Source organism: Bradyrhizobium sp. U531 (assembly GCF_051710265.1).
GTDB lineage: Bacteria > Pseudomonadota > Alphaproteobacteria > Rhizobiales > Xanthobacteraceae > Bradyrhizobium.
Genome location: NZ_JASVEN010000002.1, coordinates 302,487 through 327,574, shown reverse-complemented (window position 1 = coordinate 327,574; position 25,088 = coordinate 302,487). Strand labels below are relative to the sequence as shown.

Genomic DNA, 25,088 nt, shown 5'->3' with positions numbered 1-25,088 from the left:
CATCACCACGAAGACAACGAGCAAGAAGACAACGAGCAGGGCGAGGCTGTCATGAGGCGGGTTGTGGTCACCGGGATGGGCATCGTCTCGTCGATCGGAAACAACACCCAGGAAGTGCTTGCGAGCCTTCACGAGGCGAAGTCGGGCATTTCTCGGGCTGAAAAATATGCCGAGCTCGGCTTTCGTTCGCAGGTGCAGGGTGCGCCGACGCTCGATCCCGCAACCGTGGTCGACCGCCGCGCGATGCGCTTCCTCGGCCAGGGCGCGGCTTGGAATCACGTCGCGATGGAGCAGGCGATCCAGGACTCCGGTCTGAGCCCGGAGGAAGTCTCCAACATCCGCACCGGCATCATCATGGGCTCCGGCGGTCCGTCCGCCCGCACCATCGTCGAATCCGCCGACATCACCCGCACCAAGGGACCGAAGCGCGTCGGACCATTCGCGGTGCCGAAGGCGATGTCGTCCACGGCCTCCGCGACGCTTGCGACCTGGTTCAAGATCAAGGGCGTGAATTACTCGATCTCCTCGGCCTGCGCGACGTCAAACCATTGCGTCGGCAATGCCTATGAGACGATCCAGATCGGCAAGCAGGACGTCATCTTCGCCGGCGGTTGCGAGGAGCTGGACTGGTCGCTGTCGGTGCTGTTCGACGCCATGGGCGCGATGTCCTCGAAGTACAACGACACTCCCGCTACGGCCTCGCGTCCCTACGACGTCAACCGCGACGGCTTCGTCATCGCCGGCGGTGCCGGCGTGCTGGTGCTGGAAGAGCTCGAGCATGCCAAGGCGCGCGGCGCCCGCATCTACGGCGAGATCGTCGGTTATGGTGCGACCTCGGACGGCTACGACATGGTGGCACCGTCTGGCGAAGGCGCCGAGCGCTGCATGCGCATGGCGATGTCGACGGTGAAGACCAAGGTCGACTATATCAACCCGCACGCCACCTCGACACCGGCCGGCGACCCGCCGGAGATCGACGCGCTCCGCCGCGTGTTCGGTGCCGGCGAGAAGTGCCCGCCGATCTCGGCGACCAAGGCGCTGACCGGCCATTCGCTGGGCGCGACCGGCGTGCAGGAGGCGATCTATTCGCTGCTGATGATGAACAACGGCTTCATCTGCGAGAGCGCCCACATCCAGGAACTCGATCCCGTCTTCGCCGACATGCCGATCGTGCGCAAGCGCATCGACAACGTGAAGATCGGCACCGTGCTGTCGAATTCGTTCGGCTTCGGCGGCACCAACGCCACGCTGGTGTTCAGCCGGATGGACGTGTGAGCCCAGCACGATGTCATGCCCCGGCTTGACCGGGGCATCCAGCACGCTGCGGCTTCTCGACCTAGCACAGCTGTCTCGGAATACTGGATGCCCCGCCTTCGCGGGGCATGACCTCGGAATAGCGGAGTTACGAGGCAATGGAAGGTTTGATGAAGGGCAAGCGCGGCCTGATCATGGGCGTCGCCAATGATCATTCGATCGCCTGGGGCATGGCGAAGACGCTGCATGCGCACGGCGCCGAGCTCGCCTTCACCTTCCAGGGCGAGGCCCTCGGCAAGCGCGTCAAGCCCCTGGCGGAATCGCTCGGTGTGGATCTGGTGCTGCCCTGCGACGTCGAGGACATCGCCAGCGTCGATGCAACCTTCGATGTCTTGCGCGAAAAATGGGCCAAGCTCGATTTCGTCATCCACGCCATCGGCTTTGCCGACAAGAACGAGCTGAAGGGCCGCTACGCAGACACCAGCCGCGAGAATTTTTCGCGCACCATGGTGATCTCCTGCTTCTCGTTCACGGAAGTCGCAAAGCGCGCCGCCGAGCTGATGACCGACGGCGGCAGCATGATCACGCTGACCTTCGGTGCCTCCGAGCGGTCCATGCCGAACTACAACGTGATGGGTGTCGCCAAGGCGGCGCTGGAAGCCTCCGTGCGCTATCTCGCCTCCGATTTCGGACCGCGCGGCATCCGCGTCAACGCGATCTCCGCAGGTCCCATCCGCACGCTGGCCGGCTCCGGCATCGGCGAGGCGCGCGCGATGTTCGCCTTCATGCAGAAGCATTCGCCGCTCCGCCGCGGCGTCACTCTCGAAGAGCTCGGCGGCTCGGCGCTGTATCTCTTGTCGGATTTGTCCGGCGGCGTCACCGGCGAGATCCATTATGTCGATTCCGGCTACAACATCGTGCTGATGCCGCGGCCGGACGATATGAAGGCGGAATAGCCGCGACACCGCCTTCCGCCCCACGATCATGGGGCTGACTCCACCATCCAATTGTGCTTGCTGCTCCCCGGTGGCGCCGCAGGGTCGTATCCTCTGCGGTTGGGGAGGAGCGATCGTGCCAAGGCTGCATGCGATTTATCGCGCGAGCGCGCTGGCGTCCGCGGCGGGCGCGGTGCTGCTGTGCGGCGGTTCGCATGCCCTGGCACAGTCGGCGATCTGGGACACGACCCTTTCCAACACAAGCTGGTACGTCCCGACGGCGCAGCTATTGGCCTATGCATCGCCGAAGACCGGCTTCGCCAACCCGATCCCGATCGGCGACCAGACCCTGTGGTCGCTCGCGACCGCGACCAACGGCTCGTTCACCGGAACGAGCGTCGCGCGGCTCAAGATGGGCCCCGCGCTTCTGACTGACACCTCGACGATCCAGGGCTTCGTCACCACCGCGGGCCAGATCACGATGCTGTTCACGCCGACCGCGGGCGGTGCCACGACGGTGGGTCTGGGTCATATGAGGACCGTCGGCGGCGTGGCCTCGATGGAGATGCAGATGATCACGGGCGACAGCGTGCTCGTGACGCATTGGGCCTACATGCTTCCCTACGATCCCGCGACCTTCACGCCGCCCGCTTCGCAGCCCGTGCCCGCCAACTCCGTCCCGCAATGGGCGTGGACCTCGGGCACGCCGTGGCGGATTTCGAGCAATGCCTTGTTCGGCACCTCCGCGCCCGGCCGCTTCGTCATCACCAACTACCAGAACGGATATTTTTGGGGCGCGGGCGTCGCGCCCGCGGGCAGCGGCGCTGCCAACTTCACGCTGCTGGGATCCGTGACGCCGGAGGGCAACGTGCTCTTCAACACGCTCTCGAAAGGCACGCTTGCCAGCCTCTACGGCGTAGCCGGCGGCGATGCCTCGGGCGCGCAGATGCTCGTCAGCACCTATGATCTCTCGGGCAATCCGACCGGCGGCATCGCCTATCTCTCCCTGGTGCGCCCTTATGCCGAAACGCTTCAGGCGCAGAACAGCCGCGCGGGCCTGGGGGCAGCCGATATGCTCTATCGGTTGTCGGCGACCTCGCTTGGCTGGACCAGCGGCATGGCCACCGGCTTCACGGCGCTCGACAATCTCAGCGGGTCCGCTCTCGTCAACGCGGTCAACCAGACCCTGCCTGTTCTCACCGGCGCGGCATCGCAGGCGACCTACGCCACGCAGCGCGCATTCCAGCAGGCTATGACCGGGCGTTTGGACGATTTGCTCGGGCTGAATTCCGGCGTCACGCCCGAGCGACATGTCTGGATGAAGCCGCTCGGCGGCAGCACCCGGCAAGGCGGCGTCGACGGTGTCACCGGCTATAACGCCTCCGGCGGCGGCATTGCGATCGGTGCGGACACAACGATCTTCCCGCGCGCGATGCTGGGCGGCGTGTTCGCCTATTCACATCAGGCCATCACCGGTAGCGACGCCGCCGTCCCGAACCGACTGGCCGTCGATTCCTATTCTGCGGGTCTCTACGGTGCCTATGCACTCGGCCATGGCATTCGGGTCGATGGCCAGCTCGATGGCGCGCTCAACGACAATGGCGAGAGCCGCTCGCTCACCTTCGTCAACGGCGTCGCTGGCGCCGGTTATCGCTCCTATAGTGGCCATGCGGGCGTCGGCATCGCCAAGCTGATCCCGGTCGAGCCGCGACTTACGATCGCGCCGTCGCTGCGGCTGGACTATGGACAGGTTCGCTCGCCAGCCTATCAGGAGGGCGGCGCGGGCGGCTTCAGTCTCAACGTGGATTCGCAAATCTATCGCGAGCTGACGGTGACGGCAGGGTTGAAGAGCGCGTACCGGATCACGAAGCAAGTCCATCTCACCGGGGAGGCCGGCGTCGGCTACAACACGTTGAACCAGGGGCTGCAGATCAAGTCGGCGTTTGCGGGCGGTGGCGATAGTTTCGTCACCAGCGGCCTTGCGCTATCGCCCTGGATCTACTCGACCGCGCTGGGCCTCGTTGCGACCGACGGTAAGGGCTTAGATCTCGGTATCCGCTACGGTGTTGCGGCGACATCCTCCGGACTGCTGCAGCAGTCCGGGCTCGCCGTCCTCAAGATCAAATTGTAAATGCGCCGTCTCACCCCGCCGCGATCTTCTCCGCGCGCTGGAATGCCGGCCGTGCCGTGCACCGCGCCAGATAGGCATCGAAGGCCGGGCGCGACGGCACCATCTTGAACAGGCGCACCGCGAAGTTCAGGCCCGAGCCGATCGTGATGTCTGCGGCGGAAAATTCCTCGCCGAGAATCCACGGTCCCTTCGTGAGCGCGGCTTCCAGCACGTCGAATACCTGCGTCGCGCTGCCCCAGGCCGCGGTCGAGGTCGGGATCTCGATCTTGGTGAAGATCTGGATGATGGCGGGCTCGATGCAGCCCGGCGAGAAGAACAGCCACTGCAAATAGCGCGCGCGGCGCGGGTCGGTCACGGCGGGTGCGAGCTTGGTCTCCGAGTAGCGATCGGCGATGTAGGCGCAGATTGCCGAGGCCTCGCCGAGTGCGGCATCGCCGTCGGTCAGCGCCGGCACCTTGCCCATCGGGTTGACTTTGAGGAAGTCCGGCGCCTTCTGCGCGCCGGTCGAGATGTCGGTCAGCACGCGCTCATAGGGCAGGCCGCTCTCTTCCATCAGCCAGAGCGTCGTGAACGAGCGTGAGCGGGGCGACCAATAGAGCTTGATCATTGCGGGAACCTTTCATCGGCGGAAGGCTGGCAGCGTGCAATTCATGCCGCGTTTGCAGCGTCTCCGCAACGCACTACGGTTGGGCAGATGCCAACCGGCGTAAACGACATATGGGTCAACGTTGTTCAGTGTCGCTTTGGCGTACTGCTGGTCGACGTCCAAGCAAGAGTGGCAGCGTCTTGTCGAGACTTTCCGCCAGCATGGCGCGCACACCGTCGCGCAGTGCGGGATTGCCGGCGGCATCCTCAGGGCGCGTCGGAAACGATTCTGCGGGCAACTCGCGATAAGGGCCGCCGACGAGCTTGCCCAAAAACCTCTGCACCGCCAGGGAATGATCCAGGTTGATCAGCGCAGAGCTCTGTCTGACGATGGCAAAGTCGCGCCCGTCAAAGATACGGATAAACGCCAGGGCGTGGAGAAAGATGCGCCGCCCGAGCACCGCATCCTGGTTGAGGATGCCGAAGCCGCGGACCGTATAGCTTGATGACCCGATCGGACTGATTGCATTGAGGATCTGGATGTAGTGCCGGCAGTTTGTTCCTTTCACGGCCTCGCGTATGTATCCGGCCAGCTCCGCGTTGGGATCGCGGGCCAACCTGTCTTTCAACGTGTCCTTTGACTCATCGCGGGGAGGAAATTTCGCCGGATTGTAGGAGATTCTCAGAACGGATGCGCCGGCAGGGATCGCGGCGCGAGCGCGCGCGAAGATCAGATCGCTCAGTCCCCAGCCTGGGATCGGGACCACCGTCTTCTTGTTCTGAAATATGGTCAGGCCGGTCGTCTGCACGGTGAACTCATCGCCGGTGGTGACGACGACACCGAAGTCGCACGAGCCGCCGGCCACGGGAGCGGACTTGCCCGTCGCTTCACGCCGCGTGGTTATCTTGCCGGTGGCTTGTTTGACGGTTGGTCGCGCCGTCTCCGATTGGACCTGCGCCCACGCCTGAGTTGAAAAACTCCAGAGGATGATCGCGATCACGGACAGCCGGGTCATGATGCTGAACACGGTTGTGTTAGCGGGCGCGGCCAAATTTGATCCTTTGGCGTGTCGCGTTGGCAAAGGCGCTTACTCTTCCTTTAGATACCCCGGGAGGCTCCGGTCGAGCCTTTCCAAGACGAGCGCGCGCGTCCTCTCGCGCAGCGCCGCGTTGGTCGAAGCTGTCTCGGGCGGATCGGGGAACAGCGAGTTGTCGAGCTTGGTGATCGGGTCTTCAAACAGACGCATGTTTGCGGCGAGGTTCGCGCCGATGTCCGTAAGGGGGCGCTTGATCTGCTCGTAGCTGCGGCCGTCGATCAGCGGGATCGCAACATTGGCGAAAAGATGCGAGTGGCGGAGGACTTTGCCGAGCCCCTGATTGTAGGTGCCGATACCGTTCAGTGTCATGTTCGAGTTCGGCAGCTTCGTCTTGAATGTGGTTGCGACGAGATAGCGATTGCAATTCGCATTCGCGGTGAAGCTCTTCACGATCACCGGCAGACTCTCCTTGGGGTCCGGGATGAAGATCGCCTTCGCATGATAGAAGGGCTCGAAGGCGCCCTTGGGATAGGCGATCCTGCGCACCGAGGAATCATTGTTCGTCGCCGCGCGCACGCGCGCGAAAACCAGATCATCAAGGCCCCAGTCGATCGGAACCTCGTTCTCCTCAGCCTCGAAGATCGTCACCCCAAATTTCTGTACGGAGTAATGCTCTCCGATCACCGAGATCACGCCAAGACGGCACGGGCCGCTCTCGACCGCGGCCGTCGGCTTCGCAGACGGTTTGGCCTTCGGCGCTGCTTTCTTGGCAGCCGGCTTTGGTGGCACTGCAGGCTGCGCGGATGGCGCAGTGGTTGTCGGAGGAGTTTGCGCAGCGGCCAGGGTCAAAAGAGACAGCAGCGCGATCAGCGAGACAGCAATGCGGAGCATGGATTCCAAGAGATCTGCGGCGGGAGATTATCGGTCCCCGCCACACTAGGTGGGGATCGTGACAACCGCAAGCTGCACCCGCGTGTTGCTGCCTATCCAGCCGGCCGTTGCCGCTTCCACCGATAGTACTTCATCATGAAGCCGTTCGACGGCTCGATCGCTTCCTTCTCGAACACAAAACCTTCGCGCTCGTACCAGCGCCAGGCCTTTTCGTTTTCGCGCACGCAACGAAGATGCATCTCGTCCGGCATCTGCGTGCGCGTGAAGGCGAGCAGTTGCCGGCCGACCGACTGGCCCTGGTAGGCGGGCGCGACGAACAGCATGTCGAGATAGAGTCTTGGCACATGCAGCGCCAGCATGGCTGCGATGGTGCCGTCGTCGTCGGCGACGAACAGGCTCCAGCCGTCCGCGATCTCGCGCCGGATGCGTGCGCGCAAGTCGGCCAGCAGGGCGTCGCTGGCCTCGCCGAGGCCGGTCGAAACCCAGCTCTCCATCCAGACGCGGCCGACCTCGTCATATTCGTCGGGGCGCGAGGGGCGGATGACGGGCTGCGGCATCGACGGCTCAGGCGCGGTTGCGCGCGGCCTGCCGCGGGCGGGCCTTGCCCGCCGACAGGCACACGACTTCGGAGATCTGCAGCAGCTGCCGCGCCAGCGGGCTGGTCTTGCGCCAGACCATGCCGATGGTGCGCGACGGCTCGGGGTCGCGGAAGCGCGACAGCGAGACCGAGGCCGAGCGCGTCTCCACCGGCACCGCCATCTCCGGGATCAGCGTCACGCCGATGCCGGCGCTGACCATCTGCACCAGCGTCGACAGCGAATTGGCGTCCAGCATCTCGCGCGGCGGGGCGGACTGCATGTTGCAGAAGGACAGCGCCTGGTCGCGGAAGCAATGTCCCTCCTCGAGCAGCAACAGCCGCATCTCGCGCATCATCTCGCGCGAGGGCACCGGCGTGCCCTCCTCGGAGCCCGGCCGCACCAGCAGAAATTTCTCGTCGAACAGCGCGACCTCGGTGAGCGAGGGCTCGGACACCGGCAGCGCCACGATCGCGGTGTCGAGGCGGCCTTCCACCAGTTCCTGGATCAGGCGCGGCGTCATCGTCTCGCGCACGCGGATGTCGAGCTCGGGATGCATGCGCGTGAGATTCTTGGTGATCTTGGGCAGCAGATAAGGCGCGATGGTCGGGATCATGCCGATGCGCAGGCGGCCCGCGAAGCGGTCCTGCGAGGCGCGCGCGAAATCGCCGAGCTCATCGACCGAGCGCAAAATGTCGCGGACGCGCTGGGACAGTTCCTCGCCGAACCGGGTCAGTGCAACCTGACGCGCGCTACGCTCCAGCAGGAGGCCGCCGAGCGCTTCCTCCAACTCCTTGATCTGCATCGACAAGGCCGGCTGCGAGATGGAGCAGGACTCCGCCGCGCGGCCGAAATGGCCGTGGCGCGCCAGCGCATCGAAATACCGGAGCTGCCGCAGGGTGACGTTGATCATCAGTAAATCTTATTGCAGCGATCACTAAAGTCAACTTCCCCTGATCGAACGCGGAGCTTAGAGTGCTTCTACCTGGTCAAAGGCGCGAGTTCGACGCCACCAGAGGAGGTATTCATGGACGACTCTTCGAAGTGCCCGTTTTCGGGTGGAAAACGTGTGCCGGCGAACCGCGACTGGTGGCCGACCCAGCTCAGCATCGAGATGCTGCACAAGAATTCCGCCCTGTCCGATCCCATGGGCAAGGGCTTCGACTATGCCAAGGAGTTCAAGTCGCTCGATCTGAACGCGGTCATCAAGGACCTGACCGCGCTGATGACCGATTCGCAGGAATGGTGGCCCGCCGACTTCGGTCACTATGGCGGCCTCATGATCCGCATGGCCTGGCACAGTGCGGGCACCTATCGCACCACGGATGGCCGTGGCGGCGCCGGTGCCGGTCAGCAGCGTTTCGCCCCGCTCAACAGCTGGCCCGACAACGCCAACCTCGACAAGGCGCGCCGCCTGCTCTGGCCGATCAAGCAGAAGTACGGCCGCAAGATTTCCTGGGCTGACCTGATGGTCCTCGCCGGCAACGTCGCGCTGGAATCGATGGGCTTCAAGACCTTCGGTTTCGCCGGCGGCCGCACCGACGTGTGGGAGCCGGAAGAACTCTATTGGGGTCCGGAAGGCACTTGGCTCGGTGACGAGCGCTACAGCGGTGAGCGTCAGCTCGCCGAGCCGCTCGGCGCGGTGCAGATGGGCCTCATCTACGTCAACCCGGAAGGCCCGAACGGCAAGCCGGATCCGGTCGCCGCGGCCAAGGACATCCGCGAGACCTTTGCGCGCATGGCGATGAACGACGAAGAGACCGTTGCGCTGATCGCCGGTGGCCACTCGTTCGGCAAGACGCACGGCGCGGGCGATCCGTCGCTGGTCGGTCCGGAGCCGGAAGCGGGTGCGCTGGAAGACCAGGGCCTGGGCTGGAAGAGCAAGCACGCCTCGGGCCATTCGAGCGATTCCATCACCAGCGGTCTCGAGGTGACGTGGACCACGACGCCGACGAAGTGGAGCAACAACTTCTTCGAGAACCTGTTCAACTACGAATGGGAGCTGACGAAGAGCCCGGGCGGCGCGCAGCAGTGGACGGCCAAGGGTGCTGACGCGATCATTCCCGATGCCTTCGACAAGTCGAAGAAGCATCGGCCGACGATGCTGACCACCGACCTCTCGCTGCGCTTCGATCCGGCCTACGAGAAGATCTCGCGTCGCTTCCTGGAGAACCCCGCCCAGTTCGCGGACGCCTTTGCCCGTGCCTGGTTCAAGCTCACCCATCGCGACATGGGTCCGATCCAGCGTTATCTCGGCCCGCTGGTGCCGAAGGAGACGCTGATCTGGCAGGATCCGATTCCGGCCGTGAATCACGAGCTGGTCAGCGATCAGGACATCGCGGCGTTGAAGACCAAGATCCTGGCTTCGGGCCTCTCGGTCTCCGAGCTGGTCTCGACCGCCTGGGCGTCGGCCTCGACGTTCCGCGGCTCGGACAAGCGCGGCGGCGCCAATGGTGCGCGCATCCGTCTGGCTCCGCAGAAGGATTGGGAGGTGAACCAGCCGGCTCAGCTCTCCAAGGTGCTCGGCAAGCTCGAAGCGATCCAGAAGGACTTCAACGCTTCGTCGGGCGCCAAGAAGGTCTCGCTGGCCGACCTCATCGTGCTTGGCGGGTCCGCGGCGGTCGAGAAGGCTGCGAAGGATGCCGGCGTCGACGTCAAGGTCGGCTTCACGCCGGGCCGGATGGATGCCTCGCAGGAGCAGACCGACGCGGAGTCCTTCGCGCCGCTCGAGCCGCGGGCCGATGGCTTCCGCAACTATGTCGGCAAGCGGCATCAGTTCCTGCAGGAAGAAGAAGCTCTCGTCGATCGTGCGCAGCTGCTGAGGCTGAGCGGTCCCGAGCTGACCGTGCTCGTCGGCGGCCTGCGTGTGCTCGGTGCCAACGCGAACGGGTCGAAGCACGGTGTCCTCACCTCCAAGGTGGGCACGCTGAGCAACGACTTCTTCGCCAACCTGCTCGACATGAGCGTGCAGTGGACGCCGGCCGCTGACGGCAGCTACGAGGCTCGCGACCGCAAGACCAATGCCGCGAAGTGGACCGGCACGCGTGCCGATCTGATCTTCGGCGCGCACTCGCAGCTCCGCGCCTTCGCCGAGGTCTATGCCTCGTCGGATGCCAAGCAGCAATTCGCTGAGGACTTCGCCAAGGCCTGGACCAAGGTGATGAACCTCGATCGCTACGACATCGTTGCGTAAGGTGTGGCACCTCTCCCGCTTGCGGGGGAGGTGGCTCCCGTAGCCCGGATGGAGCGCAGCGCAATCCGGGACGCCGGTCCCGCATTCCGCTTCGCTATATGCGGGCTACGGACTGATCGACAAAACGGCGCAAAACAAAAAGGGCGGCCTCTCGGCCGCCCTTCGTGTTTCTGAATTGGCTTTAAAGCGGTTTACTCGCCGGCCGCTTCGCGCGGGGCCTTCTCGCCCTCGCCGCCCTTGCCTTCGAGGTCTTCGCCCGTGGTCTGGTCGACCACCTTCATCGACAGGCGGGTCTTGCCGCGGTCGTCGAAGCCGAGCAGCTTGACCTTGACCTTGTCGCCTTCCTTGACGACGTCGGAGGTCTTCTGCACGCGCGCCGAAGCGAGCTGGCTGATGTGGACGAGACCGTCCTTGGAGCCGAAGAAGTTCACGAAGGCGCCGAACTCCATGACCTTGACGACGGTGCCGTCATAGATCTGGCCGACTTCCGGATCGGACGCGATCGACTTGATCCACTTGATCGCGGCCTTCATGGCCTCGCCGTCGGAGGAGGCGACCTTCACGGTGCCGTCGTCCTCGATGTTGACCTTGGCGCCGGTCTTCTCGACGATCTCGCGGATCACCTTGCCGCCGGTGCCGATCACTTCGCGGATCTTGTCGGTGGCGATCTTGAAGGTCTCGATGCGCGGCGCGTATTCGCCGAGCTCGGCGCGCGCATTGGTGAGCGCCTTCGCCATCTCGCCGAGGATGTGGATACGTCCATCCTTGGCCTGGCCGAGCGCCACCTTCATGATCTCCTCGGTGATGCCCTCGATCTTGATGTCCATCTGGAGCGAGGTGATGCCCTGCTCCGTACCGGCGACCTTGAAGTCCATGTCGCCGAGATGGTCTTCGTCACCGAGGATGTCCGAGAGAACCGCGAAGCGCTTGTCTTCGAGGATCAGGCCCATCGCGATACCCGCGGTCGGCCGCTTCAACGGCACGCCGGCGTCCATCAGCGCGAGCGAGGCGCCGCAGACCGAAGCCATCGACGAGGAGCCGTTGGATTCGGTGATCTCCGAGACCACGCGGATCGTGTAGGGGAACTCGTGATGCGGCGGCAGCACCGGGTGGATCGCGCGCCAGGCCAGCTTGCCGTGGCCGATCTCGCGGCGCTTGGTACCGCCGAGGCGGCCGGTCTCACCGACCGAGTAGGGAGGGAAGTTGTAGTGCAGCAGGAACGTCTCTTTATACGTTCCCGACAGCGCGTCGATGTACTGCTCGTCCTCGCCGGTGCCGAGCGTGGTGACGACCAGGCCCTGGGTCTCGCCGCGGGTGAACAGCGCCGAGCCGTGGGCGCGCGGCAGCACGCCGACTTCGGCCACGATGTTGCGCACGGTCTTGCTGTCGCGACCGTCGATGCGCTTGCCGGTGTCGAGGATGTTCCAGCGAACGATCTTGGCCTCGAGCTCCTTGAACACGGCGCCGATGCGCAGCTTGTCGTATTTCGGCTCCTGCCCTTCGGGGAAGTAGTGGGCGATCACCTTTTCCTTGACCTTGCCGACCGCGGCGTAGCGATCCTGCTTGACCGGAATGGCGTAGGCGGCGCGCAGCTCCTGCTCGACGATCCCGAGCATTTCCTTCTCGAGCGCGGCATTGTCGATGACGGTGACTTCGCGCGGCTCCTTCGCGGCCTTCTCGGCCAGCTCGATGATGGCGTTGATCACGGGCTGGAAGTGACGGTGACCGAACATCACGGCGCCGAGCATGATGTCTTCGTTCAGCTCCTTGGCTTCCGATTCCACCATCAGCACGGCGTCGGCGGTGCCGGCGACGACCAGGTCGAGCTGGGTGTCGACCATCTCGTCGAGCGTCGGGTTGAGGATGAACTCGTCATTGGCGAAGCCGACGCGGGCGGCGCCGATCGGGCCCTTGAAGGGAGCGCCGGACAGGGTCAGCGCCGCGGACGAAGCCACCAGCGCGACGATATCGGGATCGTTCTCCATGTCGTGCGACAGGACGGTGACGATCACCTGGGTCTCGTTGCGCCAGCCGTCGACGAACAGCGGACGGATCGGACGGTCGATCAGGCGGGAGACCAGCGTCTCCTTCTCGGTCGGACGACCTTCGCGCTTGAAATAGCCGCCGGGAATGCGGCCCGCAGCGTAGGTCTTCTCCTGGTAGTCGACGGTCAGCGGCAGGAAGTCGACGCCTTCGCGCGGCGACTTCGCCGCGACGACGGTGGCGAGAACCACGGTCTCGCCATAGGTGGCGACGACGGCGCCGTCGGCCTGACGGGCGATTTTGCCGGTTTCCAGCTTGAGAGTGCGTCCACCCCAGTCGATCTCGACCGAATGCTTATTGAACATAGATGTCTTCTTTCATGGGTTCTCGAAAGAAGGACGGCTCGAAAAACAAAAACCATGCGCAAGATTGCGGGGCGCTGATCGGAGCGGGTGATCAGCGTCCTGCGATCCTGCCATGGTTTTTGGATTTCGGATGGCGTCCATCCCTTCGGGTCATACGGGCGCCTTGCCCGTTCTGCCCAGCCGCCGGATTGCTGCTGGACTGTCAGTCGGCACGAACGCGAACACCGAACCTGCGGTCTTCGCTCATCGTGCCCCGGATGCGAATCTTTGTCGGTTCGCACCCGACGCGCACGCAGCCTCGATCAAAAACCTTTAAACAAACGCTTTCGTTCGAAACCACACGCGAAAACGCGCGCCGTTGGGCGCGCGTAAGAACTCTTAACGACGAATGTTGTGCTTCTCGAGCAGCGCCTTGTAACGCGCCTCGTCCCGCTTCTTCAGGTAGTCGAGCAGCGAGCGGCGGGTCGAAACCAGCTTCAAGAGGCCACGACGCGAATGGTTGTCCTTCACGTGGGTCTTGAAGTGGGCGGTCAGGTTGTTGATGCGCTCCGACAGGATCGCGACCTGAACCTCCGGCGAGCCGGTGTCGCCGGCCTTGTTGGCATTCGTCTTGATGACTTCCGCTTTGCGTTCTGCGGCAATCGACATCGTCAATTTCTCTCGTTGCGACCGGGGCTGGCAGTCAGGCCGGTCAGGTTGAACACACGCTTGGGGATGATTTCGCCATTGCCAACTTCGGCAAGCGCCAAAAGACGGCCTGCCACCGTGACATAGACTGTGCCGCTACTTGTGGGCGCATCCCGTCCGCGCAACAAAACGGCTTGGCCCCGATGGAGCCTTGCCGCATCAGCCCGAGTGACGGCCAGTGCCGGGATGTCGTCCAGCGCGGTCTCAACGGGCATAAGCGCGTCCGCGAGGCTACCCTCGCCGGACGCGGCTCTATCGCACAAAGCCTCCAATTGATCCAGTGGAATCATGTCGTTCTCGTCGAACGGGCCGACCAGGGTCCGGCGCAGCGCGCAGATATGGCCGTAAGAGCCGAGAATCCGGCCCATATCGCGGGCCAGCGCCCGGACATAGGTGCCTTTGCCGCATTCGGCCTCGAACACGGCGTGGTCGCTATCCGGTTGATCTACAAGGGTTAAATGGTGAATCTCGACCGGACGGGGGGCCAGCTCGACGATCTCGCCGTCGCGGGCGAGGTCGTAGGCGCGCTCGCCCTGGACCTTGATCGCGGAATAGCGCGGCGGGATTTGCTCGATCACCCCGGTAAAGCGGGGCAGGAGGGCCAGAATGGCCTCCCGGGTCGGGCGCTGGTCGGAAGTCGCGGTCGGCCGGCCCTCGATGTCGTCGGTATCGCGCTCCTCGCCCCAGCACACCGTGAACTGGTAACGCTTGCGGCCGTCCATGACGAAGGGAACGGTCTTGGTGGCTTCGCCGAGCGCGATCGGCAAGCCGCCCGAGGCGAGCGGATCGAGCGTGCCGGCGTGTCCGGCGCGCTTGGCATTGAAGAGGCGCTTGAGCACCGCAACCGCCTGCGTCGAGGTCATGCCGATCGGCTTGTCGAGCACGACCCAGCCATGGACGTCGCGCCGGTCGCGGCGAACCTGGTTGCCCTTCTGCTGCTTGGCGCGCGGATCGTTGTTGACGCGGCGCGGCTCCTGCCGCGGCTCGGAATTGCCGCCGATCTCCGCAAAATTATTTTTCTGCACGTCGCGCTGGTCGGCCTGTTCGCCGCTGATCGTGTCGTGAGCCGGGTCCATCGTCATCGTTCTTCTTCCCGATCCGTCTCCGGATCCTGTTCCAAGTCCTGTTCGAGGTCCTTCTGCACCGCAGGTGTTCGCAAAAGCTTCTCGATCCGTTCCGCTTCGTCGAATCGTTCGTCGACGCGGAAGCGAAGGTCAGGTGCAAATTTCAGGTTAACGCGATGCGCGACTTCGCCGCGCAGGAATTTCTTGTTGCGCTCGAGCGCAGCGATGACGATCTCGGTGTCGCGGCCACCGAGCGGCATCACATAGACTGTCGCGAGTTTCAGGTCGGGCGACATCCGCACCTCCGGCACGGTGATGATGTGACCTTCGAGGTCCGCATCATGCACGTTGCCTTGCGCCAGAATATCGGCCATCGCGTGGCGAACCTGCTCGCCGACGCGCAACTGACGTTGCGAGCCTCCGCCGGGGGCGGAACTCTTCTTCTGATGATGCCGTGGCATTCTCGAAAATCACCTCGTCATGCCCGTGTTCGAGGCACGGGCATTGTCATGTGTCCTGTTGGAACGAAGAGGGGTGGATGGCCGGAAAAAAATCCGGCCATCGCACTCCCGCAATTTCAGTTCAAAAAGATCCGAACGCTTCGGTAAGATTTGGACTTACAGGGAGCGCTGGATCGTCTCCACGCGATAACACTCGATGACATCGCCTGCGCGCATGTCGTGGTAGTTCTCGAAGGCCATGCCGCATTCCTGACCGGACTGGACTTCCTTCACTTCGTCCTTGAAGCGCTTCAGCGTCGACAGCTTGCCTTCGTGCACGACGACGTTGTCGCGGATCAGGCGCACATTGGCGCCGCGTTCCACGGTGCCGTCGGTGACGCGGCAGCCGGCGACCTTGCCGACCTTGGAGATGTTGAAGATCTCCAGGATCGCGGCGTTGCCCAGCATGGTTTCGCGCAATGTCGGCGCGAGCAGGCCGCTCATCGCCTTCTTTATGTCGTCTACGAGGTCGTAGATGATGTTGTAGTAGCGGATCTCGATGCCGTTGCGCTTGGCGGCCGCAGCGGCCTCCTTGTTGGCACGAACCGAGAAGCCGAGGATCACGGCGTTGAAGCCTTCCGCGAGCGTCACGTCCGATTCCGAGATGCCGCCGACGCCGGCATGCAGGATGCGGGCTGCGACCTCGTCGGTGCCGAGCTTCTCGAGCGAGCCGAGGATTGCTTCCAGCGAGCCCTGCACGTCGGCCTTGATGATCAGCGGGAATTCCTTGCGGCCCGCCGTCTTCAATTGCGACATCATCTGCTCGAGCGAGCCGCGCATGCCGGAGATCGAGGCAGCCGCGTTCTCGCGCTTCTGGTGCGCACGGTAGCTGGTGACCTGGCGGGCGCGGGCTTCGTTCTCGACCACCGCGAGACGATCGCCGGCTTCCGGCGGACCGTTGAAGCCGAGCACTTCGACCGGCACCGAGGGACCGGCTTCCTGCACCGTCTCGCCCTGATCGGAGATCAGCGCGCGGACACGGCCCATTTCGGCGCCGGCGACGATGATGTCGCCGACCCGGAGCGTGCCGCGCTGGACCAGCACGGTCGCAACCGGACCACGGCCGCGATCGAGCTTGGCTTCGATCACGGTGCCTTCGGCCGGACGCTCCGAATTGGTCTTGAGGTCGAGGATTTCCGCCTGGAGCGCGATCATCTCGAGCAGCTTGTCGAGATTGGTCTTGTTCTTGGCGGAGACCTCGACGTCGACGACTTCGCCGCCGAACGATTCGACCTGCACCTCGTGCTGGAGCAGCTCGGTGCGCACGCGCTCGGGCTTGGCGTCGGGCTTGTCGATCTTGTTGATCGCAACGATGATCGGCACCCGCGCCGCCTTGGCGTGGTTGATGGCTTCGATCGTCTGCGGCATCACGCCGTCATCGGCAGCGACCACCAGAACGACGATGTCGGTGACCTTGGCGCCGCGGGCGCGCATCGCGGTGAACGCGGCGTGGCCGGGCGTGTCGATGAAGGTGATCTTCTTGCCGCTCTCGGGCGAGACGACCTGATAGGCGCCGATGTGCTGGGTGATGCCGCCGGCTTCGCCGGAGACCACGTTGGCATGACGGAGCGCGTCGAGCAGCGAGGTCTTGCCGTGGTCGACGTGACCCATCACGGTCACCACGGGCGAACGCGTCTCGGTGTCGGTGGAATCGTCGGTGACGTCGAACAGGCCTTCTTCAACGTCGGACGCGGCAACCCGCTTGACGGTGTGGCCCAGTTCTTCGGCGATCAGCTGCGCGGTGTCGGCGTCGATCACGTCGGTGATCTTGTGGATCGCGCCCTGCTTCATCAGCATGCGGATGATTTCCACCGCGCGCTCGGCCATGCGGTTGGCGAGCTCCTGGATCGTGATCGCTTCCGGAATGATCACCTCGCGGATGAGCTTTTCCTTCGGCTCGTTCGCGGCATGGCCCTTCAGGCGCTGGGTGCGGCGGCGGAACGAGGCGATCGAGCGCTCGCGCACGTCGTCGGCATTGAATGCGGTGACGACAGTCAGGCGGCCGCGCTCCTTCTGCGGGCCGGGCTTATGGGTCGGCTTGGGAGCCACCACGGGGCGCGCTGCGCCGCCGGGACCGCGGCGGATCTGGCGCGGACCATCATCCTCATCGGGACCGGCTGCGACCGCGGGAGCGCGACCAAGCGGGCCGCCTCCGGGCCGTGCAGTGGTCGTCCCAGGGCGTGCGGTCGTGGTTCCCGGGCGTGCGGTCGTCGTGGCACCACCGGGGCGCGGAGCGGGTGCGCCGGGACGCGGCGCGGGAGCAGCCGGCGCCGTCGCAGCAGCTGCGGGACGGGGCGCGGACGGCTGTTCGCCTTCGCCGAAGCGCTTCTTGGCCTCGGTCTCGGCCTTGCGCTTGGCTTCGTCCTCGTGACGGTGGCGCTCTTCCTCGGCCTTGCGGCGGGATTCGGCGGCTTCGCGCTCGGCGCGTTCAGCGGCTTCGCGAACGGCGCGGCGCTGAGCCTCTTCCTCGGCCTGGCGGCGCTCTTCGACTTCGCGCACCTTGGCATCGGCCAGCGCGCTGGCGCGGGCGGAGCGCTCGTCCTCGGTCAACGTCCGCAGCACCACGCCGGAGCCGGAATTGCGCGGGGGAGCAGGCGGAGCCGGGCGCGAGGGGGCGGGTGCGGGCGCGGCGGGTGCCGGCTTCGCCACTTCGGCCGCCTGCGGCTCGGGAGCGCCGGGGTTGCGGCGCTTGCCGCGCGTCTCGACCAGCACCTGCTTGCTGCGGCCATGAGCAAAGCTTTGGCGCACAGTGCCCGTTTCGACGCGCGGCTTGAGCGATAGCGTCTTGCTCGGAACGCTCAGCTTCTTGTCGCCAGGGGTCTTGGTATCAACCATTCAGCAGTCCTAATCCTGATTTTTCAGTGTTGTGCGTTGCCGCACAGTCCAATCGGGTGGTCGTTGTCTCTCAGAAATCCTGGCCGGGTTCTTCGGCAGTCTTGTCAGCGTCCGCCATCCGGTATCGGACCAGCATCTGGCTACGTGACAGGAATGACTTGCTCGCCGGGCCCGCGAGCACGGCAGCATGTATCACATTTGACCGGGTCAGTGCCAAATCCAATTCTACCGATTTCAGGGCGGTGATGACGGGAATCTGCGGCTTGGCGCCGCGATTTCCGGTATTTTGACGCGCCAGCGTGTCCAATTTGCGGATTCCGTCCGCGGCCCCGTCGCTGGCGTGGATCAGGACCTCGACCGTGCCTTCCCCGAGGGCGCTTTCGACCTTGCCGAAACCGGCCACGACCTGGCCGGCCTTGGCGGCGATCCCAAGGGCTTCGGTCACGCTCCGAACCAGGAGCGCCTCGATGTCGGCGGGAAGCGTCTGAGGGATGCGCAGCTCGCGCTTGAAGGCCTTGCTAAATTGGTGACGCCGGACGGCTTCCGCAACCACCTCGCGCGAGGCAGTCACCCACATGCCGCGTCCGGGCAGCTTGCGCTTGAGATCGGGAACTATCTCGTTCTGGGGGGATACGACGAAGCGGATCAGCTCGTCGATCGGCCGGACCTCGCGACTGACCGCGCACATGCGCATGGTCGCGGACCTTTCGGTCCGCGGGCCATGGTCGAGATCGTGGTCAGTGTCTGCGAGCATCCGGGCGACATTCTCCTTCGTCCCTAAGCCGGCTGATCTTCGCTGGCCTCAACCTCTTCGGTGGGCTTGGCAAGATCGGCCTCGGTGATCCAGCCGGCCTTGACGCGGGCCTGCATGATCATCGCTTCGGCGTCGTCACGGGAGATGTCGATACCATCCAGCGCACCGGCATGCTTGGTCGGCTCGCCGCCTTCCTTGCGCTCGGTCCAGCCGACCAGATCGTCGGTGGCGCAGCCGGCGAGGTCCTCGACCGACTTGATGTCGTTCTCGCCGAACTTCACCAGCATCTTGGAGGTGACGCCGGGCACGTCCTTGACGGCATCCTCGACGCCGAGCTCCTTGCGGCGTGCCTCGATCTCGGCTTCCTGCTGCTCGAGATATTCGCGGGCGCGGCTCTGCAGCTCCTGCGCGGTTTCTTCGTCGAAACCCTCGATGCCGGCGAGCTCCTTGAGGTCCACCATGGCGAGTTCCTCGACCGAGGTGAAGCCTTCGGACGCCAGCAGCTGGCCGACCACTTCGTCGACGTTGAGGGATTCCATGAAGACGCGGGTGGAGTTCTCGAAGTCGGCCTGGCGGCGCTCCGATTCCTCCTGCTCGGTCAGGATGTCGATGTCCCAACCGGTGAGCTGCGAGGCCAGACGCACGTTCTGGCCGCGGCGGCCGATCGCCAGCGAAAGCTGGTTGTTGGTGTCGGGGACGACGACCTCGATGCGCTCGCGGTCTTCGTCGATGACGACCTTGGAGACTTCCGCCGGCGCCAGCGCGTTGACCACGAAGGTCGCGATGTCGGGCGACCAGGGAATGATGTCGATCTTCTCGCCCTGCAGCTCGTTCACCACGGCCTGCACGCGCGAGCCGCGCATACCGACGCAGGCACCGACCGGATCCACCGAGGAATCGCGGGAAATCACGCCGATTTTCGCGCGCGAGCCGGGATCGCGGGCCACTGCCTTGATCTCGACGATGCCGTCGTAGATCTCCGGCACTTCCTGCGCGAACAGCTTGGCCATGAACTGCGGATGGGTGCGGGAGAGGAAGATCTGCGGGCCGCGGGTCTCGCGGCGGACGTCGAAGATGTAGGCGCGGACGCGGTCGCCGTTGCGGAACACTTCGCGCGGCAGCATCTCGTCGCGGCGGATGATGGCTTCACCGCGGCCGAGATCGACGATCACGCTGCCATATTCGACGCGCTTGACGACGCCGTTGACGATGTCGCCGATGCGGTCCTTGAATTCCTGATACTGCCGGTCGCGTTCGGCCTCGCGCACCTTCTGCACGATGACCTGCTTGGCCGATTGCGCGGCGATACGGCCGTATTCGAGCGGCGGCAGGGTGTCGGCGATGGTGTCGCCGACCTGGGCACCGGGATTGGCGCGCTGTGCGTCGACCAGCGAGATCTGGTTGGAGTGGTTCTCGACCTTCTCGACCACCAGCATGTGGCGCGACAGCCTGAGCTCGCCCTTCTTCGGGTCGATTTCGGCGTGAACGTCAGTCTCGCTGCCGTAACGGGCCCGCGCCGCCTTGGCGATCGCGTCTTCCATCGCCGCGATGACGATGCCGCGGTCGATCGATTTCTCGCGCGCAACGGCGTCGGCGATCTGGAGCAATTCAAGTCGATTGGCGCTGACTGCCATGGCTAGTCTCCTTGGTCAGGATCGATCTCGCCGCGCCGCGCGCGTTCGGCGGCAAGGCGATGTTTCTTGGTGTTGGTCGGAGCCGGCTTCTTTTGCTTTTGCGGCTTGGTGTTCTTGGTGGTTTTCGCGCTGATCTCGGCGTGCGGCGCCTGCGGCGGCTCGATGCCGAGATCCCTGCGCATCTGGCGCTCCTCGGCCTTGCCGCGGCGCATCGATTCCGCGATCAGCTCGTCGGTCAGCACGAGGCGCGCCTCGCCGATGTCTTCCATGGTCAGGAGAACGTCGGCATTGTCGCCTGCCTTGACGTCGTCGCGATGCAATTGAACGCGGTCGCCTTCGACGGCGCCGAGCTTGCCGCGGAACCGCTTGCGCCCCTCATGGGCGACCGCCATGTCGATCTTCACCAGATGGCCGGAATAGCGTTCGAAATCGGAGCGGCGCACCAGCGGGCGGTCGATGCCCGGCGAGGAGATTTCCAGCCGATAGGCGCGATCGATGGGGTCGGCGACGTCGAGCACTGGTGAAAGGGCCCGCGAGATCGCCTCGCAATCCTCGAGCTGCATCGAGCCGTCGGGCCGCTCGGCCATGATCTGCACGGTGCAGCCGGCTTCGCCGGAAATCCGGATCCGCACCAAGCGGTAGCCCATGCCCTCCAGCACCGGGCCGGCGACCGCGGACACCCGTGCCGCCGCGCCGGGCTCGACCACGAGTCTCGGCTCGGCCAGCAATTCGGCATCCGTGGAACCAGGGTTCGGTTCGGTCATGTCCAGGATCAGGCGCTCGATGGTTAAGGCTTGGTTACGATTTTCAAAGCCCGCTTCGGAACTTTCCCGACACGCGTCGGGGCGCATCTTCCGCCAAGCCGCGTTCAGGTAATAAAAAAGAGCGGGTCCTTTCGGGCCCACTCTCACTACGCGGATCGTATGAGAAGATGAATTGGCGCTGATATAGCGCTTTCTCCCCTCCCGGACAAGGCCTCTCGCAGGTCAAACGAGGCCTTTTTGCGCCCGATTCGCAGCGTCCCGAGCCTAACGCTTCTTTCACCTGGAGAGGCTAAATTCCCGGATTGTGGGGCGGCTTCGACCAAGGGCGCACCCGCGGCGTGCCCTGATCGAGTTGTTTACATGACCGTTGCCACGTCGCTCATTCCCGGACTGGACGATATCGTCAAACGCGGCGATCCGCGGCGACGCGGCGAGATCGCGCGCGCAATCTCCGAATTGTTTTTCCAGGATTCCGCCAATCTCCGTCCCGAGCTCATCGATCTCTTCGACAATCTCCTGATCGATCTCGTGCCGCATGCCGAGCTTGCCTCGCGCGCCGATCTCGCCGAGCGCTTCTCGCACCTGACCAACGCGCCGCCGCATCTGGTCAATCAGCTCGCGCGCGAAAACGAGATCATGGTGGCGGGCCCCGTGCTGCGCCGCTCGCCCGTGCTCGATGACTCCGCTCTGGTCGAGATCGCGCGGCTGAAGGGCCAGGGCCATCTGCTGGCGATGACGGAACGCCCGACACTGTCGTCTGAGATCACCGACGTGCTGGTCGAACGCGGCGATCGCGACGTGGTGCGCCGCGCCGCGGGCAATGCCGGTGCGGCGTTCTCGCCGGGCAGCTATTCCGAGATGATCAAACGCGCGGCGCAGGATGGGGTGCTGACGCTCAAGATCGGCCAGCGCAGCGATCTTTCGGGCGACCACCTCAAAGAGCTTCTCGACGGGACGCTCGACGTCATTCGCCGGCGTCTTTCCAGCGTGGTCAACCCTGCGCGCCAGGTCGAGATCAAGCGCGCGATGGCAGCGATCGAGGAAGCCGCGCTGCCGCCGGGGCCGCGGCGCGATTTCTCCGGAGCGCAGCGCACGGTGCTCACCTTGCATCGCGAGGGCCATCTCGGCGAGAGCGCATTGCTGGGCTTTGCCAAGGCGCACAAATACGAGGAATCGATCGCCTCGCTCTCGGCAATGTCCGGCGTCCGTCTTTCGGTTCTCGACCGCCTGATCTCGGGCGACCGCTACGATCCGATCCTCATCGTCGGCCGCGTGCTGAACCTGGGCTGGCCGACCGTGCGAGCGCTCATCCTGCTCTGGGACGGTTCGCAGCGCACGCCAGCCGATGCCGACATCGAGACCGCGCGCGTGAACTTCACGCGCCTGATGCCGACGACCGCCGAGCGCGTCGTGAATTTCTGGCGCAACCGGCAGACGATCTAAATTTTTGCTGTCGTTCCGGGGCACGCGAAGCGTGAACCCGGAACCTCGGGATTCCGGGTCGATGCTTCGCATCGCCCGGAATGACGACTACACCCGCCTGAATCGCAAGTAGGCCGCCTTGCGTCTTTCGCGCGCGGCTTTCCGGCCGTAGCGTGTCATCGTGTAGCCGTCCCATGGCTGCCGGAAATCGTCGGCGCGCTCGGCCAGCCAGGCGAAGTCCTGCGAGCGCGCAAGATGCGACAGCGTCCAGGCGCAGTAATCGTCGATGTCGCAAACGAAGCGGAATTCACCGCCCGGCTTCAGCACGCGTGCCATCGCGGCAATGGTGCGGTCCTGCACGAAGCGCCGCTTCCAGTGCCGCCGCTTCGGCCAGGGATCGGGGTGAATCAGGTCGATCCGCGACAGCGACGTCTTCGGCAGCCAGGCCAGCAGCTCGGCGGCATCGCCCGCGAACAGGCGGATATTGCCGATATTGGCCGCCTCGATCTGCGCGAGGATCTTTGCCATGCCGTTGACGTAGGGCTCGCAGCCGATGAACCCGGTGGTCGCGAAGCTCTGGGCTTCGGCGGCAAGATGCTCGCCGCCGCCAAAACCGATCTCCAGCCGCACGTCTTCCGTTTCGGGGCCGAAGATCTCGCGGGCGTCGACCGGCGCCTCGCCCGCGATGTCGAGCGCAAGATGCGGCAGCAGATGGTCGACCAGCTCGGCCTGGTGCTGCCGCAGCTTGTGGCCCTTGCGGCGCCCGAAGAAGGCGCGCTCGCTGTCGTCGCGATCGGGGTCTGACTTGCGTTCGCTCATCGCAGCGTCTGATACAGGCGATGGAGCAGCCGCGCGCGCGGCGCGAGCGAGGAGATGTAGAGCTGCTCATAATGGGTGTGCGCGCCCTTGCCGTCGACGCCGAGCCCGTCGAGCGTCGCGGTATGCGGGGCGGTGAAATTGCCGTCCGAGCCGCCGCCGGTGTGGGTGTCGATCAGCTCGAAGCCGATCTCTCCGGCGAGCGTCTTTGCGTGTTCGAACAGCGAGGCGCCTGCGTGGGTCTTCTCGTATGGCGGGCGGTTGAGCTCGCCCGCGACGGTGACGGTGACGCCCTCGGTCTTCGAGGTCAGGCTGAGGATCTTGCCGACGAACTCGTCTGCATCCTTGAGGCTCACCACGCGCAAATCGACTTCGGCATAGGCCTCTTCCGGCGTAACGTTGGGGCGCGTGCCGCCGCGCACCACGCCGACATTGACGGTGACGCCGCGCTCGAGGTCGTTCATCCCCTCCAGCGCCAGGATGACGTTGGCGAGCTCGCGCACCGCGCTGCGGCCGTCTTCGGGGCGGGAGCCCGCATGTGCCGGGACACCCTTGACGAACACCCGGAAGCGCCCGACGCCCTTGCGTCCGGTGACGATCTTGCCGCCGTCGCGCGCCGGCTCCGTCACCAGCACGTATTTGGCCTTGCGCCCTTCCTCTTCGATGAGCCTGCGCGAGGTCGGGCTGCCGATCTCCTCGTCGGAGGTGAACAGGTGCGTGATGCCGAGCGGCGACGGATGACCGTCGGCGCAGAGCGCAGCAAAGGCGTGATGGGCGATGTAGGCGCCGCCCTTCATGTCGTAGATGCCTGGACCGAACGCGACGTCGCCTTCGATCTTGAACGGCAGGCGCTCGATGAAGCCCATGGGATGGACCGTGTCGAGGTGGCTCAGCACCAGGATGCCCGGCCGGTCCTGGCCCCAATGCGAGCGCACCATGAGATGATCGCCGCAGCCATCGACGCCGGCGACGCGCTCGAGCGTGACGGGCAGATCGCGATATTGCTCCGCGACCGCAGAAACCAGCTTGTTGACCTGTTCAGGCGCTTCCGTCGGAGTCTCGATCTCCACCCAGCGGCGGATACCATCGAGAATAGTTTGAGAATCGAACCAATTGGAGCCGGTCATGAGCGCATCTGTGCCTTTGAATCGCATCATCGAAGCGGACGCGCATCAAATCACGGCCACAAATGACGACATAGGCCAGATTTGGCGCAGTCTCAAATCGCCATTGCGACGGCGCCTCAGCGCTTGTCGGGACCTTCGCGGGCGGCGATCTGCTCGACGAGATCGACGATGGAGCGGCGCATCTTCGAATCCGTGATTCGGGTGAACGCCTTGGTCAAGGCCAGGCCTTCCGACGTCGCGAGGAAATCCGAGACGTAAGAGGGCGAGGCTCCTTCGGCGAAGCCATCCGGCCCGGCCACTCCGCTCGGACCGCCCTCGAACAGGAACGACACCGGCACCTGCAAAATCTCGGCGATCTGCTGGATGCGGCTCGCGCCGACGCGGTTCGTGCCCTTCTCGTACTTCTGAATCTGCTGGAAAGTCAGGCCCAAAGCTTCACCGAGCTTTTCCTGACTCATGCCCAACATGATGCGGCGCATACGCACGCGACTGCCGACATATTTGTCAACAGGGTTGGGCGCTTTCGACATTTCCTC

21 protein-coding genes are annotated in these 25,088 nt (G+C 64.7%); 5 read left to right on the top strand and 16 right to left on the bottom strand.

Going from position 1 to position 25,088, the window contains the following annotated elements; all coding sequences use genetic code 11:
- The first annotated feature begins 51 nt into the window (after positions 1-51).
- From fabB to QRQ56_RS13400, 3 genes are all read left to right on the top strand, one after another.
- Positions 52-1,275 carry a beta-ketoacyl-ACP synthase I gene (gene fabB / locus QRQ56_RS13410; protein ID WP_097663361.1) on the top strand — a complete coding sequence of 408 codons (1,224 nt, stop codon included), beginning with the start codon at positions 52-54 and terminating at the stop codon, positions 1,273-1,275.
- A gap of 137 nt (positions 1,276-1,412) precedes the next feature.
- Positions 1,413-2,210 (top strand): enoyl-ACP reductase FabI, encoded by a 798-nt coding sequence (fabI, locus tag QRQ56_RS13405; protein WP_438740612.1) that lies wholly within the window; start codon positions 1,413-1,415, stop codon positions 2,208-2,210.
- 115 nt (positions 2,211-2,325) lie between these two features.
- Positions 2,326-4,320, top strand: coding sequence for an autotransporter outer membrane beta-barrel domain-containing protein (locus QRQ56_RS13400; RefSeq protein WP_438740610.1), 1,995 nt, complete (start codon positions 2,326-2,328; stop codon positions 4,318-4,320).
- Between the two features lie 10 nt (positions 4,321-4,330).
- Here the strand turns inward: QRQ56_RS13400 and QRQ56_RS13395 are convergent, their stop codons facing one another.
- From QRQ56_RS13395 to QRQ56_RS13375, 5 genes are all read right to left on the bottom strand, one after another.
- Positions 4,331-4,927: a glutathione S-transferase family protein gene (locus QRQ56_RS13395; protein ID WP_438740609.1), complete on the bottom strand. Its 597-nt coding sequence runs from the start codon at positions 4,925-4,927 to the stop codon at positions 4,331-4,333.
- 115 nt (positions 4,928-5,042) lie between these two features.
- Complete coding sequence (locus QRQ56_RS13390; protein WP_438740607.1) at positions 5,043-5,957, bottom strand: hypothetical protein; 915 nt, start codon at positions 5,955-5,957, stop codon at positions 5,043-5,045.
- 36 nt (positions 5,958-5,993) lie between these two features.
- Positions 5,994-6,833 carry a hypothetical protein gene (locus QRQ56_RS13385; protein WP_438740605.1) on the bottom strand — a complete coding sequence of 280 codons (840 nt, stop codon included), beginning with the start codon at positions 6,831-6,833 and terminating at the stop codon, positions 5,994-5,996.
- Positions 6,834-6,925: 92 nt separating this feature from the next.
- Complete coding sequence (locus tag QRQ56_RS13380) at positions 6,926-7,390, bottom strand: GNAT family N-acetyltransferase (protein ID WP_438740604.1); 465 nt, start codon at positions 7,388-7,390, stop codon at positions 6,926-6,928.
- A 7-nt stretch (positions 7,391-7,397) separates the two neighbouring features.
- Positions 7,398-8,321 carry a LysR substrate-binding domain-containing protein gene (locus QRQ56_RS13375; RefSeq protein WP_438740602.1) on the bottom strand — a complete coding sequence of 308 codons (924 nt, stop codon included), beginning with the start codon at positions 8,319-8,321 and terminating at the stop codon, positions 7,398-7,400.
- Between the two features lie 114 nt (positions 8,322-8,435).
- Here QRQ56_RS13375 and katG point away from each other — a divergent pair, with 114 nt between their 5' ends.
- Complete coding sequence (gene katG / locus QRQ56_RS13370) at positions 8,436-10,601, top strand: catalase/peroxidase HPI (RefSeq protein ID WP_438740601.1); 2,166 nt, start codon at positions 8,436-8,438, stop codon at positions 10,599-10,601.
- A gap of 191 nt (positions 10,602-10,792) precedes the next feature.
- Here the strand turns inward: katG and pnp are convergent, their stop codons facing one another.
- The 8 genes from pnp to rimP form a co-directional block, all read right to left on the bottom strand.
- Positions 10,793-12,949, bottom strand: coding sequence for a polyribonucleotide nucleotidyltransferase (pnp, locus tag QRQ56_RS13365; protein WP_438740600.1), 2,157 nt, complete (start codon positions 12,947-12,949; stop codon positions 10,793-10,795).
- Between the two features lie 378 nt (positions 12,950-13,327).
- Positions 13,328-13,597: a 30S ribosomal protein S15 gene (gene rpsO, locus QRQ56_RS13360; RefSeq protein WP_270164167.1), complete on the bottom strand. Its 270-nt coding sequence runs from the start codon at positions 13,595-13,597 to the stop codon at positions 13,328-13,330.
- Positions 13,598-13,599: 2 nt separating this feature from the next.
- Positions 13,600-14,718, bottom strand: coding sequence for a tRNA pseudouridine(55) synthase TruB (gene truB, locus QRQ56_RS13355; RefSeq protein ID WP_438740598.1), 1,119 nt, complete (start codon positions 14,716-14,718; stop codon positions 13,600-13,602).
- Positions 14,715-15,161, bottom strand: coding sequence for a 30S ribosome-binding factor RbfA (rbfA, locus tag QRQ56_RS13350; protein WP_438740596.1), 447 nt, complete (start codon positions 15,159-15,161; stop codon positions 14,715-14,717). The genes truB and rbfA overlap by 4 nt, the downstream gene beginning before the upstream one ends.
- 156 nt (positions 15,162-15,317) lie before the next feature.
- Complete coding sequence (infB, locus tag QRQ56_RS13345; protein WP_438740594.1) at positions 15,318-18,035, bottom strand: translation initiation factor IF-2; 2,718 nt, start codon at positions 18,033-18,035, stop codon at positions 15,318-15,320.
- A 70-nt stretch (positions 18,036-18,105) separates the two neighbouring features.
- Positions 18,106-18,789: an RNA-binding protein gene (locus QRQ56_RS13340; RefSeq protein WP_438740592.1), complete on the bottom strand. Its 684-nt coding sequence runs from the start codon at positions 18,787-18,789 to the stop codon at positions 18,106-18,108.
- Between the two features lie 23 nt (positions 18,790-18,812).
- Positions 18,813-20,423 carry a transcription termination factor NusA gene (gene nusA / locus QRQ56_RS13335; protein WP_438740590.1) on the bottom strand — a complete coding sequence of 537 codons (1,611 nt, stop codon included), beginning with the start codon at positions 20,421-20,423 and terminating at the stop codon, positions 18,813-18,815.
- A gap of 2 nt (positions 20,424-20,425) precedes the next feature.
- Positions 20,426-21,187 carry a ribosome maturation factor RimP gene (gene rimP, locus QRQ56_RS13330; RefSeq protein ID WP_438740588.1) on the bottom strand — a complete coding sequence of 254 codons (762 nt, stop codon included), beginning with the start codon at positions 21,185-21,187 and terminating at the stop codon, positions 20,426-20,428.
- Between the two features lie 360 nt (positions 21,188-21,547).
- Between rimP and QRQ56_RS13325 the strand changes: the two genes are divergently transcribed.
- Positions 21,548-22,630 carry a DUF2336 domain-containing protein gene (locus QRQ56_RS13325; RefSeq protein ID WP_438740586.1) on the top strand — a complete coding sequence of 361 codons (1,083 nt, stop codon included), beginning with the start codon at positions 21,548-21,550 and terminating at the stop codon, positions 22,628-22,630.
- 87 nt (positions 22,631-22,717) lie between these two features.
- Here the strand turns inward: QRQ56_RS13325 and trmB are convergent, their stop codons facing one another.
- The 3 genes from trmB to QRQ56_RS13310 all read right to left on the bottom strand — a co-directional run bounded on the left by trmB (position 22,718) and on the right by QRQ56_RS13310 (position 25,082).
- A complete protein-coding gene (gene trmB, locus QRQ56_RS13320) occupies positions 22,718-23,428 on the bottom strand; it encodes a tRNA (guanosine(46)-N7)-methyltransferase TrmB (RefSeq protein WP_438740584.1) in 711 nt (236 codons plus the stop codon).
- Entirely contained in the window at positions 23,425-24,582 is a 1,158-nt protein-coding gene (locus tag QRQ56_RS13315) for a M20 family metallopeptidase (RefSeq protein ID WP_438740582.1), read from the bottom strand. The genes trmB and QRQ56_RS13315 overlap by 4 nt, the downstream gene beginning before the upstream one ends.
- 86 nt (positions 24,583-24,668) lie before the next feature.
- Positions 24,669-25,082 (bottom strand): helix-turn-helix domain-containing protein, encoded by a 414-nt coding sequence (locus QRQ56_RS13310; protein WP_008131807.1) that lies wholly within the window; start codon positions 25,080-25,082, stop codon positions 24,669-24,671.
- Between the last annotated feature and the right edge of the window lie 6 nt (positions 25,083-25,088).